Here is an 18545-nt window from a genome sequence, read left to right as displayed (position 1 = left end):
TCAAACCTACTCCTTTTCAGCGCCAAGCTGGGTATCGATTGGCCGACGATCCGCATGCCGGTTGAGTAACACGACAATGAGGGCACCCACGGCCATTAGCGCAACAACACCGGCCACTTGTGCCGAAGCGCCGGTCAACACGGCATAGTCAGCGGGCAATAAATAGCGGTACTCCAGAGGAATCATTTGCCCTTCTGGCCCGATTTGGTAGCGTAACAGCTCGCGCCATGGCCAGAGAACCGGCAGCGAACCGACAATAAACCCCAATAGCAGTTGCATCGTTGGAGTATGGTGGCGCCGTAACAGCCAGGACAGCAGCCGTGAAAACAGCGCTAAGCCGACTATGCAGCCCATGCCAAATAGCACGATAATGCCCAGATCCAAACTGCGAATTGCGCCCATAATGGTGCCGTAGAGGCCCATAGTCAGCAATAGAAAGCTACCTGACACGCCCGGTAGCAGCATGGCGCTAATCGCGATGCTGCCTGCCACCATGACTACCAGCGCTTCATTACCAATTAATAACACCAGCGGCATCATGCCCGGTAACGCCTGGGCGAGCACTAGTCCCACCAGTAGCGGCAATAGATACCACAGCTTCCAGCCGTTACTCGCCTGCCCGACCACCAGAGCAGAGGCTGCCACCAGGCCAAAAAAGAAGCCATCCAGCAGCAGCGGGTGCGCTTCCATCAACCAAAGCGCTAAATGCGCTACGCTAAACAGGCTAACCGCGACCCCCGCCAATAGCGGCACCAGAAAGGCGAGATTCAAATGATTGCTAAGAGCCCCCCAGCCACCGCGGTGCCAAGCGCCGATGGCACCGGGGCCAAACTGTTTGATCGTATTGATCAGCTCTTCATAAATACCGCTAATAAATGCAATCGTTCCTCCCGACACGCCGGGCACCGCGTCGGCGGCGCCCATCCCTGCGCCTCGTAAAAATATTCCCAAGGGTTGCCGCTTCAATCCACTACTCCTTGCAGTAAGGGTACAAAACGCACGGGCTCAAGCCGACGTTTTTCAAAGGCACTGCCAATGCGCTTTACCTGAGTAAGCCACTGGTTGCCATCGGGCTCTTCCAACGGAGCAATCAGCACCCCGTCGTGGCTCAATTGCTCTAGTAGCGGTGTGGGTAGCGTCTGGGCACAGGCAGTTAGCAAAATAACGTCAAACGGCGCAACGTCTGGCCAACCATAGCCGCCGTCTGCCACCGCTAGTCTGGCAGGTGCTGCTAGCCGTCTTAACCGCTCCGCCGCACGCTCGTGTAGCGCACTGATGCGCTCAATGGAGTAGAGCTCTTCGATCAAGCGCGACAGTATTAACGTCTGATAGCCAGACCCTGTCCCCAGTTCCAATACCCTGCACGGCTCGGCGCGCAGCACAAGCTCCGTCATGCGCGCCACGATGAACGGCTGCGACAGCGTTTGGCTAAAGCCAATCGGTAGCGCGGTATCTTCGTAAGCGCGATGGGCCAGCGCTTCATCAACAAATAGATGACGCGGCTCTCTGGCCATGACTTCCAGCACCCGGGCATCGCTGATGCCCTGCTGCATGAGGCGCTCGACCATGCGGTCACGGGTACGCTGGGAGGTCATACCGCGACCGCGCAGCTCTCCTGGAGAGATATCAGGCAAAAACATCCAACCATTCCTGCACATCGTTAAGCGCGGGGTGCCGCGTTAGATCTGTTTGTAGGGGAGTAATCGACACATAGCCCGTCTCGACGGCAGCAAAATCGGTATCATCACCGTCATCGGCATTGGCCGCTACCGGCGCAATCCAGTAGCGCGTACGCCCCCGTGGGTCTTTTACCGCTAACGGTTTCTCGGCTGGCCCACGATAGCCTAAACGGGTCACTTTTACGCCTTTAATCTCCTCCCAGGGCACATCGGGCACATTGACATTCAGCAGCGTTCTCGGCGGAAGTGAGAGCTGATCGGCAGCACCAATCAAGGTGGCAGCGACCCTGGCAGCGGTGGCGAAATGACGCTCGCCGCACAGCGACATGGCAATCGCCGTCATGCCTAAATTACGCCCCTCCATTGCCGCCGCGACAGTGCCTGAATAGAGCACGTCATCACCCAGGTTACTGCCGTGATTGATGCCGGAGATGACTAAATCGGGTTTTTCATCCCATACGCCGTGAACACCCAAATAGACGCAGTCCGCGGGTGTGCCATCGACGCTATAAAAGCCGTTATCCAGAGGCGTCAACGAGAGAGGCCGTGACAGAGTAAGCGAGTTGCTAGCACCGCTGCGGTCTCGATCAGGCGCCACTACACGAATATTGGCATGGGCCAACAGCGCATCGTGCAGCGCACGCAGTCCAGGCGCGTGCACACCATCATCATTGGAAAGCAGCAGTCGCCGCATAGTGGGTCTCCCTGTTCTTAAACACAAAAGTTATAAGCACAAGAGTCGTAAGCCAAGAGTTATAGCCACAAGAGACGTGAGCACAAAAGCATATGCACGAAACGCGGCCGCTCATATCCCTCTCTTTTACTAACTTTTCTGTATGCTAATCTCAAATCTAATAGCTAAATCAGTTCGCTAACATCAGCTCACCCAGCACGGCGGTGGCAAAACTGCCCCGCGGCAGCGAAAACGAAAGCCGGGCAGCGCCTGGCTCCCTGGCATACTGAGGTTCCAGCAGCCGCATACGAAGTGCACGGCGCGCCTGCTTTACTCCGCTGCGTTGTAAGCCACTGCATAGCCCAGGGTAGTGCTCCAGCAAACGGGCTTCATAGCCAGCAGCGTCGCCCTGGCCAGCTTCACCAACGCCCCAAAGCACCCCAGTGGGATGCACATCCAGTTCAACGGCGCGGGCCTGAAGCGTATGGTCGGAGGCATCGATACGAAACACACTTTGGGTGCCGTCCAACATCAACGTGTCTCCCGCCAGCGGCTGCGACCAGGTGCCATCCGCAATGCGCGCGCTGAGCAATTCGTTAAACAAAAAACTGCGCGCCGTGGAGAGCATCATACCCTGGCGATCGTCGCGTTTTCGCCAACCTCGGTTAAGTAATGCTTCGGCACGCTGAAGATTACGTCCTTCGGGCCCAAAGCGCTGGGGGCCAAAATAGTTAGGCACGCCATGCTGACAAAGGGCTTCCCAGCGGCTGACAAAATCTTCGTTTTCAATGGCCTCACCGCTCAGGCGCAATACAAAACGGTTAGTGCGGTGAACGCCACGCTTCAGCTTACGTGGGTGGCGCGCCTGCTCAACGACAGTGATCCCCAGCGCATTAAGCGACTGCTCAAGCTCCGGGGGCGCGTCACGGCCGGGCAGATGCACGCTCAGCCACTGGCGCGTGACGGCAATGCGGTCTTTCATGCCGGAGTAACCAATATCACGGGGCGTTACGCCACAAAGCCGACTTAATGTATTGACGACATCTAACGTGGTTTGATTACGCTTTTCAACTCGCAACCACAGATGTTCCCCGTATGCTTCAGGGGTAAAATCCAGCTGCTCGTCGACCCAAAAATCTTCCGGCTGGGCACGATACTGGCCCGGTTTGGGAGAACCGAACTGTGCATCGAGACAGCGCTGCCACTCAGGCATATTAATCATTAAGCGCCTCAGCACGGTTAAGCAGCACCACCGCCTCCGCGGCAATACCTTCACCGCGCCCAGTGAAACCTAATCGTTCGGTGGTGGTGGCTTTAACGTTGACTTGACCAAGCGCGACGCCTAGATCGGCAGCAATGACTTCTCGCATTGCCTCAATATGCGGTGCCATTTTAGGTGCTTGAGCCATTAGCGTGGCGTCGATATTGACCACCCCATAGCCCTGACCTTGAATTAGCGTGACTACATGACGCAGCAGCTCGCGGCTATCAGCCCCCGCCCACGCCGGGTCAGTATCGGGGAAGTGGCGGCCAATATCACCCAGCGCACAGGCGCCCAACAGTGCATCGCTAATTGCGTGAAGCAGTACATCGCCGTCGGAGTGGGCTACGAAACCGTGTTCAAACGGCAGCTTAACGCCGCCGATCATCAAATGATCGCCGGGGCCGAAGCGGTGTACATCGAATCCGTGGCCGATACGCATTATAAGCTCCTAGTGATTAAAGCCTGTCAGGCGTGTTAGCGGGTTTGTGCCGCCATAATCGCGGCTGCCAGCGCTAAGTCATCCGGGTGAGTAATTTTCAGGTTGTCGCGCCGTCCGCTTACCAACTGTGGGCATTCGCCCAAGGCTTCAACCGCCGAGGCTTCATCGGTTACCAAGGTTCTCTGCTGGCGGGCGGTTTCTAAGGCTCGCCGCAGTAGCGCATAGCGAAACCCTTGAGGCGTTAGCGCGTGCCACAAGTCATCCCGCGGTTCGGTTCGCGCGCTTTGGCACTGATCATCAGCACGCTTCATGGTATCCGCCACCGGCATCGCCAAAAGCGCGCCTGCGGGGTGGGTCGCGGCAGCTTGGTACAGCGCCTGAAGATCATCCACAGTGATACAGGGGCGGGCCACATCATGCACCATCACTACGTCATTATCATCGGCAGCCATTGCGTGCAGGGCATTTAAGACGCTATCCATTCGCTCATTGCCCCCGGTCACGCGCTGCCAGTCAGTAAAAGGCACCCAGCGGGGTGAGAACCAGCGGTCATCGGCATCTAAACAGAGCACCAAGCGGGCGCTAGGAAAGGCGCTATGAAGGCGTGCCAAGGTATGTGCCAACACTGGTTGCTCATTGGCCAAGGTTAAGTACTGTTTGGGCTTATCGGCCCCCATACGGCGCCCTTGACCCGCCGCGGGAACAATTAACCAGATTTGACTCACTGTGGCGGCTCCTGGGGAGCGACCAGACCCGCATTAATACCGATAAGCTCATTCTCAATCGCTACACCAGGCACCCAGAAGAACTGCTCATCGGTGCGCACCATGCCCATATCGCTACGTGCCCGCTCCTCAATGGCGTCTAAACCGTTTTTTAAATCCGTCACTTCGGCCGCCAGCCGCGCATTGCGCTCGCGCATGGGCACATTGGCCGCCTCTTGCACCGCGACCCGCTGCTCCACTTGCTGCAAATCGTGCCAGCCGCCGTTGCCCAACCACAGCTCGTACTGAAGCAGCGCCAAGACAGCGAGCAATGTCATCACTAACCATTTACGCATCACGGCACTCCTTGGAAATATCGGCTGGATTTATTCAAAGCCCTGTTTTGATCAAAAGCAGCGTTGATTCACTAAAAAGTGCTTATCGGCGCGTATTATGCCATTAAGGGGCAGCACCAGCGAGCCGCACATCGTTAAAATGACAGCTTAAATAACTACTTAAATGGCAGCGCTTGATGGGCCGCATTGCGGTAGGTGCTGACCTGCTCGCCCTCTTCATGACAAAACTGGGCAATACCTGCGGCAAGCCCCGGGTGGCTAATATAGTGCAGCGAGCGCACACGCTGGGGGGCAAACCCGCGTACCAGCTTGTGCTCGCCCTGGGTGCCCGGATCAAATAGCGTTAAGCCGCGCTGCAAACAGTACTCGATACCTTGGTAGTAACATGCCTCAAAATGCAGGCAATCGGCGACGACTTCGCTCCCCCAGTAGCGCCCATAGAGCGTGCTACTGCCACGAAAATAGAGTGCTGCCGCCACCGGGCGCCCTTCAATGTAAGCCTGCACCAGCACCAGCGCCTCGGGCATGGTTTGGCGCAGGCGCTCAAAAAAGTCATAGTTTAAGTAAGGCGGTCTGCCGCGCTCATGGTAGGTAATTGCATAGCAGCGATAGAAATGCGCCATATCCGCTGATGTAATCGCATCACCCTCAAGGTGCGCTACCTGTAGCCCCTGCTCGGCGACCAAGCGTCGCTCGCGCTTGATCATCTTGCGCCGTTTCGAGGTCAGGCTGGCTAGAAAGCCCTCAAAATCACCGAAGCCGCGATCACACCACTGAAACTGTACACCTTCACGCGTAATAAGTTCAGGACACTGCGCCTGCCAGGCGGTGACATCCGCCTCGTCGGCAAATAGCAGGTGCCAGCTAGACAGACCGAGATTTTCACACTGCTCACGCCATGCGCCAGCCAGCAGCCCACGGACGGCGCGGGCATCGACATGCCTGGCGATTAACGTGCGCGCGCCAGGCACTGGCGTAAACGGTATCGCACTGAGGGCTTTTGGATAGTAGCGGCCACCGGCACGCTCTAGCGCTTCCGCCCAGCCCCAATCAAACACATACTCACCGTAAGAGTGGTGCTTGCGGTACATCGGCAGCGCCGCTACCAACTGACCGCCTTGCCATACGCTCAGATGGCACGGTTCCCAGCCCGTGGCCTCACTGACCGAGCCGCTTGCCTCCAGGGCGTGTAAAAACGCGTGACGCAAAAAGGGCTGATCATTATCGACCAGTGAATCCCACTGGCTTGCCGTAACGGCCTCGATGGTGGGTAGAATGGTGATCGATAGTGGGGGTAACGGCATAGCACCTTCCCGAACGTGTGGGGGCTAAAAGGTCACTTTACACTAACTGTTTATATAAACCGTTTACACTAACCATCTACACCGATGTCTAAATCAACTGGCTAAATCACCGGGCTATGCCAACGAAAGCAGATACGGCGATTGAACTGCAGTATTTAACATTAACGCCACGCCGGTAACGGCCTATGAGGAGAGTCCATGACGCGCGATATGACGGGTGACTTTCAAACGCAGCGCCACGCTGTCGATCAAATGCCCTACCCGACGTTAACGGTGCGTCGTGACCGGCTGGCCCGCCTCGCGCGTATGACCAAGCATCACCAGCTTGAGATTATCCGCGCGATTCAAACGGATTTTGGTCAGCGCAGCGAGGTGGAAATACGCATGGCTGAAATCAGCGCGGTGCTCCACGCCATTCGCCATACCAGACTGCATCTATGGCGCTGGATGCGCCCTTGGTCGGTCAGCATGCCGTGGCGATTGGTGCCTGCCCGGGCACGCATCGCGCCGCAGCCGCTGGGCGTTGTCGGTGTGATGTCACCCTGGAATTACCCTTGGAGTTTGGCGTTAATGCCGATAGTGGATGCATTTGCAGCGGGCAATGTGGTGATGCTTAAACCCAGCGAGCACTCCCCCGCTACCAGCACTCTACTGCAGCGACTGGTGCCGCAATACTTCACCCCTGAGGAACTCAAGGTAGTAGCAGGCGATGTAGAGGTGGCGCGTCGTTTTAGCGGTTTGCCGTTCGATCACCTGGTGTTCACCGGCTCCAGCGCGGTAGGTCGACAAGTGGCCCAAGCAGCCGCGGCGAATTTGACCCCAACGACGCTTGAACTGGGCGGCAAGTCGCCCGCGATCGTGGCAGGCGATGCAGATTTCGACAAAGCGGCAGCAGATATTATTTTTGGAAAAGGCATGAACGCCGGGCAAACCTGTATCGCCCCCGACTACGTACTGGTTGAGAGCCGCCATATTAGTGCCTTGGTTAAAGCGTTGAGCGAAGCCATTCAACATCAGCGCCCCGATGATCATGCGGCCACCCATGCGATTAACGCGGCCCACCAGCAGCGGCTCGATGCCATGCTACAAGAAGCCCACGACCACGGCTGCAGAGTCATTGATCACGGTGCTCATGCCCCAGCGCTGATTATCGACCCCCACCAGGGGCTCCAGGTGATGCGCGAAGAGATTTTTGGCCGCTGTCTACCGGTAATTGGCATTAGCGATATGTCAGACGCAATACGTTATGTGAATGCTCGCCCTCACCCGTTGGCGCTGTATGCCTTCACACATGATAAGGGCTTACAGCGGCAGTTGCTGCAAACGACACGCTCTGGCGCACTGGTGTTTAATGCCACGCTGCTTCATCACGCCGTCCCTTCACTGCCCTTTGGCGGTGTCGGCGAGAGCGGCATGGGTGCCTACCATGGCCGTCACGGCTTTGAGCGTTTTAGCCACTTACGCAGCGTTTTTTATCAAGCCAAAAGAACCACTAGCCGACTGCTTTACCCACCTTACCGGCGCTGGCTAATGAAATTTTTAGGAGTCGGTTAAAGCTTAAGAGCTGATGATCGTTTGCTAATAACAAATTTTCACAATGCCCTTATGATATATTTCACATACGCTCTACGTTGGAATTATCTACAAAGCCCACGTAAGCACAGCAGAAACTGCCCTGAGCATTTGCAACAGCTTACTGAAACTCGTGGGAGAACTTTTGTAAGCATAGGAAATTTGCTGCTTTCCATACACGACACGGAGACCGTTAATGGCTCATGACTTACTTGACCGCTTACGCGAACGTTTAGAAGAACTCAACCGCTCAGAGCGTAAAGTCGCCAATGTAATTCTTGAAGACCCAACGGTCGCCACCAGCCTAAGCATTGCCAGTCTGGCCCAGGCGGCTAGCGTCAGCGAACCCACGGTTAACCGGTTTTGCCGTAACTTTGGCGCCAAGGGGTATCCCGATTTTAAAATCAAATTGGCCCAGAGTTTAGCTGGCGGAACGCCCTATGTGACCCGCGCAGTGGAGCCTGGCGACTCCGCCACCCAGTACACACACAAAATTTTTGGCGCCACCATCGCCGCCCTCGATGAAGCCCAGCGCGACATCGATATGAATGCCGTCGAGCGAATGGTCGACTATCTGACCCAGGCCAAGCAGATCCACATTTTTGGCTTGGGTGCCTCTGGCGCGGTGGCCCAGGATGCCCAACATAAGTTCTTCCGTTTTAACCTGCCGGTGATGGCCTACATTGATGTGCTGATGCAGCGTATGGTCGCCGCCGCTTGCCATACGGGGGATGTGGTGGTGATTATCTCCTACACCGGGCGCACCCGGGAGCTGGTGGATATCGCCCGTTTGGCGAGGGATGCAGGGGCCGTCGTTCTTGGTATAACCGCGCCAAACTCGCCACTGGCCAACGAATGCACCTCCACCCTGGATGTCGCTACCCCCGAAGACACCGACCATTACATGCCGATGACCTCGCGGGTAATTCAATTAACGCTGATTGATGCACTGGCCACTGGAGTGACCTTAAGGCGTGGTGAAGACTTCTTACCCCACCTTAAGAAAATCAAAGACAGCCTGCGCGACACCCGCTTTCCGGTAGAAAAGCCTGGGAAGTGAATGGAAAATAGTGAGGGGTGAATGGTGAGGAGCGAATAGAAAGCAGTTAGCTCACCGCGGCAGTCACCGTAATTTCCACTTTAAGCTCATCGGCGGGCATGGGCGCGCAGACGCAGGTGCGCGCCGGAGCGTAGCCTGCGGGCATCCAGACATCCCATACCTCGTTCATAGCGGCAAAGTCACCGCCCTCTTTCAGGTAGATCGTTGCGCTAAGCAGCTGCTCACGACTTGAACCAATCTCTTTCAGTAGCGCATCCACCCGCGCCAGCATGCTTTCCGTTTGGGCAGTAATGTCGCCCTCGCGGGCCTCCGGGCCAGCCACTTGGCCGCACAGATAGGCCACACTCAGGTGAATTACCGCACGGCTCATACGGGCTTTTGTATCGTGGCGTTGAATAGTCATAGGGAAAGTTCCTAGTAGGTTTAAGAAAAGCAGTCTAAACCGCTTGGCTTATCCTTGACTATGCCTTGTTATCAAAGCCGATCCGTAGGTACCGGCCGATGCTCAAAGACCCGCCGCAGCACAAAGCTGGTATGCGCGCCGGTAACACCCTCGATGCGGTTAATCACATGCAACAGCAGGTGTTGGTAGTCATCCATGTCGCGTACCAGGATTTTGAGCTGAAAATCCGCCGCCTGACCGGTAATGATCAGGCACTCGATGACGTTGGGTATCTCTCGAATATGGCGCTCAAAATTATCGAAGCGCTCCGGTGTATGCTGATCCATGGAAATATGCAGCAGCGCCATTAACTGATAGCCCAGTTGGCGGGAATCGACCTCCGCACGGTAGCGTAGTATTAGGCCGTGCTCCTCCAGAGCCCGCACCCGGCGCAAGCAGGGAGAAGGCGAAAGCCCGATTCGATCAGCCAACTCCTGATTACTGATGCGCCCCTCCTGCTGCACAATATCCAGAATATGGCGATCAAATCGATCAAGCGACAGTGGTATTACGGCCATAGAAAGCAGCTCCTACCAATAAAAGAAAATTATGCGATATTTAATGTCAATTATTGGCGATAACACTACATTTTCGCAATAACCTTTCGTCGCTCTCCGCATACACTATGTCCAGTACGAGATAGCTAGTAACAGATAGCTCAGTACCACAAGAGTCATTGCCACAAGCAGCCCCTTAAGGTGCCTCACCCTGGCACTGCAGCAATGCGGCATACGCCACAAGCGGCCGCTTTTAACAACTCATCGCCTATAGGAAGCTCACCATGTCTGCTTTTGATCATCGCAAATACCGCCCTGCGCCCCGCGTACCTGCCTTCAATCGCCAATGGCCAGATCGTGATCTAGATCATGCCCCGATCTGGGTGAGCGAAGACCTACGCGACGGCAATCAGGCGCTGCTTGAGCCGATGACCGTTGAGCAAAAGCAACGCTTCTGGCAGCAGATCGTTAAAGTGGGCATTAAAGAAGTCATGGTAGGCTTTCCTTCGGCCAGCCAGCCCGACTACGACTTCGTGCGTTGGCTGATCGAAGAGAATCAAATTCCCGATGACGTCACCATTGCGGTACTGGTGCAGTGCCGTGAACACCTGATTGAGAAAACCTTTGCCTCGCTGGTGGGTGCCAAGCGCGCCATTGTTCACCTATATAACTCCACCTCCACCATTCAGCGCGAGCGGGTGTTTGAGATGGATCGTGCCGGGATTGTCGATATCGCGGTACAAGGGGCTACCTGGGTCAAAACCTACGCCGACCAATACCCCGAGATTGAGTGGTGTTTCGAGTACACCCCGGAAAGTTTCTCCAGCACCGAGATCGATTTTTCGCTGGATATCTGCGAAGCAGTGATGGATGTGTGGCAGCCAACGCCAGAGAACAAATGCATTCTCAACCTGCCCACCACGGTGGAAGTGGCCGGGCCGCACCATCACGCCGATCAGATTGAGTACTTCTGCCAGCACATCAGTCGCCGTGACAGCGTGATTATCTCGGTGCACACCCATAATGACCGCGGTGGCGCGGTAGCCTCTGCTGAACTCGCCCTGCTGGCCGGCGCCGAGCGAGTAGAAGGCACCCTGCTGGGAAATGGCGAGCGTACGGGCAATATGGATATCGTCACCCTGGCGATGAATCTCTACAGCCAGGGCATCGATCCTGAACTGGATCTATCCAACCCTGATGAAATCATTCAGGTGGTCAACGAGTGCACCGGTATCGCTATACATCCGCGTCACCCCTGGGTGGGCGAGATGGTCTACACCGCTTTCTCGGGCAGCCACCAGGATGCGATTCGTAAATCCCTCAAGCATCAAAAGCCCGACGAGCCTTGGCAAGTGGCTTATCTGCCCATCGACCCCCACGATATCGGCCGCGACTATCAGGCGGTGATTCGCGTCAATAGTCAGTCCGGCAAGGGCGGCATGGCTTTCCTGCTTGAGCGGGATTACGGCATTAACCTGCCGCGCTGGATGATGCTGGCCTTGGCACCCTTTGTTCAGCAAGAGAGCGAGCGGCGCGCCAGCGAACTCTCCAGTGAAATGATTCGCCAGGTGATGTTCGACAATTTCACCCAGGAAGCGCCCTTATCTCTCGTGGATTATCAGCTCTCCAAAGGCCAGCAGGAAGGCATTGAGCTGACGCTGAACCAGGGTGACGAAACGCTGCGCCTTTCTGGCAAGGGCAACGGCGCGATGTCTGCGTTTACCGATGCGTGGCAACGCCACTCCGGCAGCAGTGTAGGGATTATCGATTACAGCGAGCACTCCCTCGGTGCCAGCAGTGAGGCCAATGCCATTGCCTTTGTCCAGCTCAATATCGATGGCCAGCGGCTTTGCGCGGTTGCCGAGGATAGCGACACCGTAAGTGCATCGCTCAAGGCGCTGTTATCAGGTATTAACGCAGCCCAGGCATCTGAGCAACATCAGCAGAAAGAAGCTGCCGCCGAAGCGTAAGCTGCTAAAAGTTATTGCAGTTAGAAATATAACTCTCGTGAACGTGCTGACAGGGCATGTTGACCCACTTGGGTAACACGCGCCATCGCTATGCTAATGGTGCTAACCATCGGCGGGAATATCACTATTTGGGTACTAATGGTCGGCGGCGGACTGGCCATGGGCGCGCAAGAACTCATTGTTTCAGGTCTGCTGATTCAGCTTTGGGGAGCTGAACATCTAGGCCGGGTACGTTCCGCGCTTAGCGGTGCCATGGTGTTTTCCTCCGGCATCGCGCCTGCCAGCCATCAGCGCAGGCGCACCTTTTCATGCACTTCTATTGGGCATGCTGGTCTTTATCATCACAGCTTTTCCAGCAGGTGCTCTCGGGTACCTAATCCTAAGTTACCGGTTAAATCCGGCTCGGCGACTTGGGCATGGTTATCCACGGTATGAATAAAACTGAGCGGAGCATCCAGGGCTTGGGCGGCCCAAGCCGCATAATCACACACGCCCTCTGAAAACTGAGAACTATCAATAGCTGCCAACACGCGATCTGACATGAGGTACTTCTCCTTGAGCATCAACATTGTTTTTATATTCTCATCCTTTTCTACACGAACTCACTGACCCGCGACACCCTAGGCTTTGTACAAAAACTGCCTACGCTCGCCTATACGGCGTTAAAAATCATCTCGTGCGCGAGTCCGATCCTTTGTTCGTTGATTTTTGCCTTGTCTAGCCTTCGCTCGCCGACTTTTCGTACAAACCCTAAAACGTTCTTACGTGCTTCGGACGTTATAAAACGCACATGCTAAACTTAGCGGCCTATTGAAATTGGCGACTCGGAGGAAGGCATGGGGCATGGCTTAACAAGCGTACTGTTAGTCGCGTTAGGCGGCGCGCTGGGCGGGATGGGACGATTTGCGGTTTCCAATCTACTCGCCCGCTATCTCGGCAAAGCCTTCCCCTGGGGAACCCTGGCGGTGAACGCCAGCGGAGCCTTTCTAGCGGGCTGGCTGCTCGGCAGCCTAGGTATCGCCAGCGCCCCCTCTCCTGTATGGCTGTTCACTGTCGCCGGTGTGCTGGGAGGCTACACCACTATCTCCTCTTTTAGCTTGCAGACCATTGAGCTATGGCAGGGCGGCCAACAACTCCGTGCAGGCATTAATGTGGGTACCACGCTGCTGCTTGGTTTAGCCATGGTCACCCTGGGCTGGTTATCATCAGGCGCTTCTCTGTCAGGAGCGACCTTATGAGCGCCTGGAAGGCTTACCTTGCGGTGGGTGTCGGCAGTGGCATTGGCAGCGCGCTGCGCTACGGCGTTTCGCTATTATCCCAGGCAGCGCTAGGGGGGTATTTCCCCTGGGGAACACTTATCGTAAACGTACTGGGTTCGTGCTTAATCGGCTGGTTGGCCGCCACCCTCGCGAGCGCTCCCCGCGGCCAACTAGCGCGTTTTCAGCCATTACTGGTGGCCGGTTTTTGCGGCGGTTTTACCACCTTTTCGCTATTTAGCTTAGAGACGCTGCATCTGGTGCAGTTAGGACGACCGGGGGCTGCACTGATTTATATTGTGGTTAGCCTACCCCTTTGGCTGGGCGCTGCCGTGGTGGGTGAGCGCATGGCGCTTTTTCGTTAGCAAATAGCCCCGATTGCAAAACCGTTAGCGACAGGATATGCCAGCATGCGCGATCAGATGGAAAAGCATCAGTCTTGGCTCTACCTGATTTTCATTGGCTTAGGCCTAGCGTTAGGCATCGGAGCACCGAAATTCGCTGAGCCGCTAGCGCATTTTTTATGGCCACTGTTAGCGGTACTGCTTTACGCCACCTTTACGCAAATTCCTTTGCTGCACATTGCCCGTAGCTTCGCTGACACACGCTTTATGGCCGCACTGATGGTCGGTAACTTTATTGCCATTCCGGCCTTTTTAGCCCTTACCGTTATTTGGCTACCACTCTCCCCCGCCGTGCTGGCAGGCGTTTTACTGGTACTGCTGGTGCCCTGCACCGATTGGTTTATCACCTTCACACATTTAGGCAAAGGCGATAGCGCTCGGGCAGTTGCCGCCGCCCCACTACTGCTGCTGGTGCAGTTAGTCGCGTTACCTGTTTATTTGTGGCTGTTTCTGGGCAGCGAATGGTTTCAACTAACGCTCTCTAAAGAACTATTGAGCGCTTTTGCAGGGCTTATTCTCACACCTTTAGCACTTGCCTGGTTAACCGAGTACATAGCCTCGCGCCACAAGGCAGTTAAACGCACCGCGTATTACCTGGGAATACTACCAGTACCCTTACTGGCCTTGGTGGTGTTTATGATTGCCGCCTCCCAGGTCAACACCGTGTTCGGCCTTAGCCAAGTGTTGGTTCAGGTGGTGTTTATTTTTATTGGCTTTTTACTCTTCGCGGCTCTATTGGGTAAGGGGCTTGGCAAGCTGTTCAAACTGCCCACCGCCAGCGCGAGAACGCTAGCGTTTAGTTTCGGCACACGAAACTCCTTTGTGATGCTGCCCATCGCCCTGACGCTACCCAACGCCTGGCAGGCAGCAGTCGTGGTGGTGGTATTTCAATCACTGGTAGAGCTATTCGGCATGGTGGCATTCCTACGCTGGGTGCCAAATAGCTTACTGCCGGAACCCTAGCTTGTGTTAGATAGCGATTAGCTAACGCGGGAATAACCGCCCAGCACCCCCTGCTTACTCATCACCAGTTGCCAAAGATGAATTTCTCTGGCTCGGAAAGCACCGGCGCAACATAGCAAGTAGTATCGCCACATACGATAGAAACGCTCGCCATACTGGCTTTCAAAGGTGGGCCAGTGCCTCTCAAAGTTATTGTGCCATGCCATCAGGGTACGGTCGTAATCAGCCCCAAAGTTATGCACATCCTCCACCACAAACAGTGCCTCGGCGGCATCAGCTATTTGCCCCAAGGTGGGCAATTCACCATTGGGGAAAATATATTTATCAATCCAAGGGTCAGTCACCGTGTTGCTCAAGTTTTTGCCGATGGTATGCAGCAAAAACAGGCCGTCATCCTTTAAGCAGCGGTTAACCACGCTCATATACTCGCGATAATTTTTATGCCCCACATGCTCAAACATGCCGATGCTGACAATACGATCAAACTGCTCGCTTTCATTTCGATAATCCTGCAGTCGAAACTCTACCGGCAAGCCCTTTTTGATCAATCGCTGCCCAAACTCCGCTTGCTCTTTGGAGATAGTCAGGCCCACGCACTCAACTCCATAGTGCTCGGCCGCGTAGGCCATGAAGCTCCCCCATCCGCAGCCAATATCCAGCACCCGCATGCCTGGCCTTAATTGCAATTTACGGCAGACGAGATCGAGCTTGGCTTCCTGGGCCTCGTCTAGGGTTTTGGCATCTTTCCAGTAGCCGCAGGTGTAGGTCATGCGCTGATCGAGCATGGCCGCATAGAAGTCATTACCCAGATCGTAATGCTTTTCGCCCACTTCCCAGGCACGCTTCGCCGTTTGACGATTCAATAGGCGCGAACGCAGAGAGTGATAAATCAATTGAGTGGGCTTGATACGCTGCCCGAGCTGGGCACGCATTAAGCGGTAAAACAACTCATCAAGCCGATCGGCGTCCCAGTCACCTTTCATGTAGCTTTCACCAAACCCAAGATTGCCTCGCGTAAGAGCGCTATCAATAACGCCAGGGGCATTCAATTGGATATCCCAGGGGCGGTGCCCATCGAAATGAATATTGGCTTGGGCCAGTAGCTCAGCAACAAAACGGTGGGAAGTAGAGGCTTCGTCGAAGCCAACAGGCTTTTTTTCCAACATAGGCATGTTCACAGCAGGCTCCTTACGCTATTCCAGTGGGTGAATAGGTCACAACCTGACTACTAGCATAGAAGCGCATTGCAACATTAGCATCATTTGATGGAAATAATTTATTCACTGCAGAGGTTAAAAAGCCGGCTCACTCAAGAAAGAGGGCCGGCTGCGAAGGTAATACGCAAAGCGAGCTAAACGGTTATGCGCTGCTGCTTTTTTGAGTTTTAGCTTATTGAGCCCTAGCGCAAAATCAGCACCGGTATGCGGCTACCACGTAGCATGGCCGTTGTGGTGCTACCTACCAGTAAGTGGCGAATACGCGAGTGGCCGTAGGCGCCCATCACCAGCAGGTCAATGCTGTGCTCTGTTTCGTAGGCTTGTAGGGCTTCATCTACCTCGCCAGCACGAATAGCGCCTTCTGCTTGATGGCCCGCTTCACGCAATGTGCTTAACGCCCATTCAATCTCGGAACGACGCTCAGCCGTTTCCGCACCCACGATCAGCACATGACACTCGGTGCCCGCAAAAAGCGGCGAGCGGGCCAGCATCTCGACGCCCTTACGGGAGGTTTTGCTGCCGTCAAAGGCCATTAATATTTTTTCAGGCCGTGTGAAGGTTTTCGGCACCATCAGGATCGGCCGGTGCAATTCACGCACCACCCGCTCAAGGTTAGAGCCAAGATGACCGCTGGCTTGGTGGGCGGTTTCACCGCGCTTGCCTACCACCAGCAAACGGATATCTTTCTCAAGCTCTAACAGGCTTTCCACCAGGGTGCCATTGCGCTGGCGCGTGGCGGGCTCACTGACCCCATCCTCTATTGCGCGCTCTTTGGCGGCTTCCAGCATCAGCTTGCCCTGCGCGCGATTCACTTTAGCGCGCTGCTCATCAAGCTCGGAAAGCTCTTTCATCAGCCGTTCACGGGCACCGAAGCGCAGGTTACCGGAAAGATTCTGCTCTTCGGGTACTTCTGAGTGGTTGTCGACCACATGCACAAAGGTTAACGGTGCATCCATAGCCAAGCTTGCCCAGGCAGCGTAATCGCAGACGCCTTCAGAAAACTGGGAGCCGTCAATAGCGGCTAATACCTGATCTGTCATGTTGCGCTCCTTGCGTTGGTTAGTGACCGCCCATCAGCTTTTCAACTGCTTCGGGGTCATTGTGTACCGCATAGCGATCCACTACCGTTGCGCTGGCTTCACTCAAACCGACCATCTCTACTTCGGTACCTTCACGGCGGAATTTAATCACGATCCGATCCAGCGCCTGTACGGCAGTCACATCCCAGAAGTGTGCTCGGGAAAGATCAATCGTCACTTTCTCGATACTTTCCTTGAGATCGAAAGCGGCCGTGAAACGCTCAGAAGAGGCGAAGAACACTTGGCCCACTACTTGATATTCACGCTCTTTGCCAGCTTCGATCTCTCGTGAACCGATGTAGAGAATGTTGCCCACTTTGTTAGCGAAGAACAGCGCGGCAAGCAGCACACCGACAAACACACCGATCGCCAGATTGTGCGTACTGACCGTGACCGCCACGGTAGCCAACATGACGATATTGGTGCTTAGGGGGTGTTTTTTCAGGTCTCGGATCGATTCCCAGCTAAAGGTGCCGATTGATACCATGATCATTACCGCCACCAGCGCCGCCATGGGTATCTGCGACACCCAATCCGACAGGAAGACCACCATCATCAGCAACACCACACCTGCTATTAGTGTCGAAAGGCGCGTACGTCCACCGGATTTAATATTGATCACCGACTGACCAATCATGGCGCAGCCCGCCATGCCACCCAGTAGGCCAGAGCCAATATTGGCAAGCCCCTGCCCCTTACATTCGCGATTTTTATTACTCGGCGTATCGGTCAGGTCATCGACAATGGTTGCGGTCATCATCGACTCAAGCAGGCCCACCACAGTCAGCATCAACGCGTAAGGCAGAATGATCCATAGCGTTTCCAGGTTCAGCGGCACATTGGGCCACAGGAATACAGGCAGCGTATCAGGCAGTTCCCCCATATCACCGACGCTGCGGATATCCATACCGCTGATCATATAGACCGCGGTAAGCACCACAATGCAGACCAGCGGTGAGGGGATGGACTTACCGATGACAGGTAAATAGGGGAACAGGTAGATAATGCCCAATCCGGCCAACGTCATGGCATAGACATGCCAAGTCACATCGGTCAACTCCGGTAGCTGTGCCATGAAAATCAAAATCGCCAGCGCATTAACAAACCCGGTAACCACTGAACGCGACACGAAGCGCATCAAATCCGCGAGTTTCAGGTAACCAGCAATAATCTGGAGTACACCAGTCAACAGCGTGGCGGCCAGCAGATATTCAAGCCCATGCTCTCTCACCAGCGTCACCATCAGTAACGCCATAGCACCAGTCGCTGCCGAAATCATGCCAGGGCGCCCCCCCGTGAACGCAATGATCACCGCGATACAGAATGAAGCGTAAAGACCAACTTTGGGGTCAACGCCTGCAATGATTGAAAAGGCTATCGCCTCGGGAATCAGTGCAAGGGCGACCACGATTCCCGAGAGCGTGTCGCCTTTAATGTTGGAAAACCACTCTTGCTTACTATAGAGAGACATTCAGGGAGTCCATGGCTGCAGGTTAAAATATGACAAACCCTCGACGCGAGACAGTGGCGCACGTAAGACGCGCGATATCAGACTAATAAGCCAGTGCTGGAGCAATCAAAGGTTCGGCCCGCCAATCGGCGGAAGAATGGCAATAGCATGCCGTAACGCCATGACAACGCAATTAACGTGTCTAGACGTATCGCT

19 protein-coding genes and 1 pseudogene are annotated in these 18545 nt (G+C 55.1%); 6 read left to right on the top strand and 14 right to left on the bottom strand.

From position 1 onward, the window contains the following. Positions 1–6: 6 nt before the first annotated feature. From HZU72_RS08205 to HZU72_RS08170, 8 genes are all read right to left on the bottom strand, one after another. A complete protein-coding gene (locus tag HZU72_RS08205) occupies positions 7–966 on the bottom strand; it encodes a DUF368 domain-containing protein (protein ID WP_180091343.1) in 960 nt (319 codons plus the stop codon). After that, positions 963–1640 (bottom strand): protein-L-isoaspartate(D-aspartate) O-methyltransferase, encoded by a 678-nt coding sequence (locus tag HZU72_RS08200; RefSeq protein ID WP_180091342.1) that lies wholly within the window; start codon positions 1638–1640, stop codon positions 963–965. The genes HZU72_RS08205 and HZU72_RS08200 overlap by 4 nt, the downstream gene beginning before the upstream one ends. After that, entirely contained in the window at positions 1627–2373 is a 747-nt protein-coding gene (surE, locus tag HZU72_RS08195; RefSeq protein WP_180091341.1) for a 5'/3'-nucleotidase SurE, read from the bottom strand. Before surE ends, HZU72_RS08200 begins: the two co-directional genes overlap by 14 nt. A gap of 169 nt (positions 2374–2542) precedes the next feature. Next, positions 2543–3574, bottom strand: coding sequence for a tRNA pseudouridine(13) synthase TruD (gene truD / locus HZU72_RS08190; RefSeq protein ID WP_180091340.1), 1032 nt, complete (start codon positions 3572–3574; stop codon positions 2543–2545). Further along, positions 3567–4055, bottom strand: a complete 489-nt coding sequence (gene ispF, locus HZU72_RS08185; protein ID WP_208458005.1) for a 2-C-methyl-D-erythritol 2,4-cyclodiphosphate synthase — start codon at positions 4053–4055, stop codon at positions 3567–3569. The genes truD and ispF overlap by 8 nt, the downstream gene beginning before the upstream one ends. A 35-nt stretch (positions 4056–4090) precedes the next feature. Next, positions 4091–4732, bottom strand: coding sequence for a 2-C-methyl-D-erythritol 4-phosphate cytidylyltransferase (gene ispD, locus HZU72_RS08180; protein ID WP_235976045.1), 642 nt, complete (start codon positions 4730–4732; stop codon positions 4091–4093). A gap of 44 nt (positions 4733–4776) precedes the next feature. After that, positions 4777–5115 carry a cell division protein FtsB gene (gene ftsB / locus HZU72_RS08175; protein WP_180091338.1) on the bottom strand — a complete coding sequence of 113 codons (339 nt, stop codon included), beginning with the start codon at positions 5113–5115 and terminating at the stop codon, positions 4777–4779. Between the two features lie 155 nt (positions 5116–5270). Further along, positions 5271–6419 (bottom strand): GNAT family N-acetyltransferase, encoded by a 1149-nt coding sequence (locus tag HZU72_RS08170; protein WP_180091337.1) that lies wholly within the window; start codon positions 6417–6419, stop codon positions 5271–5273. Positions 6420–6617: 198 nt separating this feature from the next. On the opposite strand from HZU72_RS08170, the gene HZU72_RS08165 reads away from it, so the two are divergent. Together HZU72_RS08165 and HZU72_RS08160 are read left to right on the top strand one after the other, a co-directional pair. Continuing rightward, positions 6618–7973, top strand: a complete 1356-nt coding sequence (locus tag HZU72_RS08165; protein WP_180091336.1) for an aldehyde dehydrogenase family protein — start codon at positions 6618–6620, stop codon at positions 7971–7973. Between the two features lie 214 nt (positions 7974–8187). After that, positions 8188–9051 carry a MurR/RpiR family transcriptional regulator gene (locus tag HZU72_RS08160; RefSeq protein ID WP_180091335.1) on the top strand — a complete coding sequence of 288 codons (864 nt, stop codon included), beginning with the start codon at positions 8188–8190 and terminating at the stop codon, positions 9049–9051. A 46-nt stretch (positions 9052–9097) separates the two neighbouring features. Here the strand turns inward: HZU72_RS08160 and HZU72_RS08155 are convergent, their stop codons facing one another. Together HZU72_RS08155 and HZU72_RS08150 are read right to left on the bottom strand one after the other, a co-directional pair. Further along, positions 9098–9454 (bottom strand): RidA family protein, encoded by a 357-nt coding sequence (locus HZU72_RS08155; protein WP_180091334.1) that lies wholly within the window; start codon positions 9452–9454, stop codon positions 9098–9100. Between the two features lie 71 nt (positions 9455–9525). Beyond that, positions 9526–10011, bottom strand: coding sequence for an Lrp/AsnC family transcriptional regulator (locus HZU72_RS08150; RefSeq protein ID WP_180091333.1), 486 nt, complete (start codon positions 10009–10011; stop codon positions 9526–9528). Between the two features lie 263 nt (positions 10012–10274). Here HZU72_RS08150 and HZU72_RS08145 point away from each other — a divergent pair, with 263 nt between their 5' ends. Further along, positions 10275–11960 (top strand): 2-isopropylmalate synthase, encoded by a 1686-nt coding sequence (locus HZU72_RS08145; protein WP_180091332.1) that lies wholly within the window; start codon positions 10275–10277, stop codon positions 11958–11960. Positions 11961–12304: 344 nt separating this feature from the next. On the opposite strand, the pseudogene HZU72_RS08140 reads toward HZU72_RS08145, so the two are convergent. Then, a pseudogene (locus tag HZU72_RS08140) lies at positions 12305–12502 on the bottom strand (universal stress protein); the annotation flags it as partial. 294 nt (positions 12503–12796) lie between these two features. On the opposite strand from HZU72_RS08140, the gene HZU72_RS08135 reads away from it, so the two are divergent. Genes HZU72_RS08135 through HZU72_RS08125 form a run of 3 tightly spaced genes read left to right on the top strand, consistent with a single transcriptional unit; the run spans position 12797 to position 14583 of the window. Beyond that, positions 12797–13198, top strand: coding sequence for a fluoride efflux transporter FluC (locus HZU72_RS08135; RefSeq protein WP_180091331.1), 402 nt, complete (start codon positions 12797–12799; stop codon positions 13196–13198). Beyond that, a complete protein-coding gene (gene crcB, locus HZU72_RS08130; RefSeq protein ID WP_180091330.1) occupies positions 13195–13581 on the top strand; it encodes a fluoride efflux transporter CrcB in 387 nt (128 codons plus the stop codon). The genes HZU72_RS08135 and crcB overlap by 4 nt, the downstream gene beginning before the upstream one ends. Positions 13582–13626: 45 nt before the next feature. Continuing rightward, complete coding sequence (locus HZU72_RS08125; protein WP_180091329.1) at positions 13627–14583, top strand: arsenic resistance protein; 957 nt, start codon at positions 13627–13629, stop codon at positions 14581–14583. Positions 14584–14600: 17 nt separating this feature from the next. Here HZU72_RS08125 and cfa read toward each other — a convergent pair whose 3' ends face one another. The 3 genes from cfa to HZU72_RS08110 all read right to left on the bottom strand — a co-directional run bounded on the left by cfa (position 14601) and on the right by HZU72_RS08110 (position 18350). Beyond that, positions 14601–15761 (bottom strand): cyclopropane fatty acyl phospholipid synthase, encoded by a 1161-nt coding sequence (gene cfa / locus HZU72_RS08120; RefSeq protein WP_371829537.1) that lies wholly within the window; start codon positions 15759–15761, stop codon positions 14601–14603. Positions 15762–15982: 221 nt separating this feature from the next. Continuing rightward, positions 15983–16840 (bottom strand): universal stress protein, encoded by an 858-nt coding sequence (locus HZU72_RS08115; RefSeq protein WP_180091328.1) that lies wholly within the window; start codon positions 16838–16840, stop codon positions 15983–15985. Positions 16841–16859: 19 nt separating this feature from the next. After that, positions 16860–18350 (bottom strand): SulP family inorganic anion transporter, encoded by a 1491-nt coding sequence (locus tag HZU72_RS08110; protein ID WP_180091327.1) that lies wholly within the window; start codon positions 18348–18350, stop codon positions 16860–16862. Positions 18351–18545 lie beyond the last annotated feature (195 nt).

The sequence above is a fragment of the Vreelandella sedimenti genome (genome assembly GCF_013416325.1).
Lineage (GTDB): Bacteria > Pseudomonadota > Gammaproteobacteria > Pseudomonadales > Halomonadaceae > Vreelandella > Vreelandella sedimenti.
Note: the sequence above shows the minus strand (reverse complement) of the source record. Positions and strands in the feature narration are given on the sequence as shown.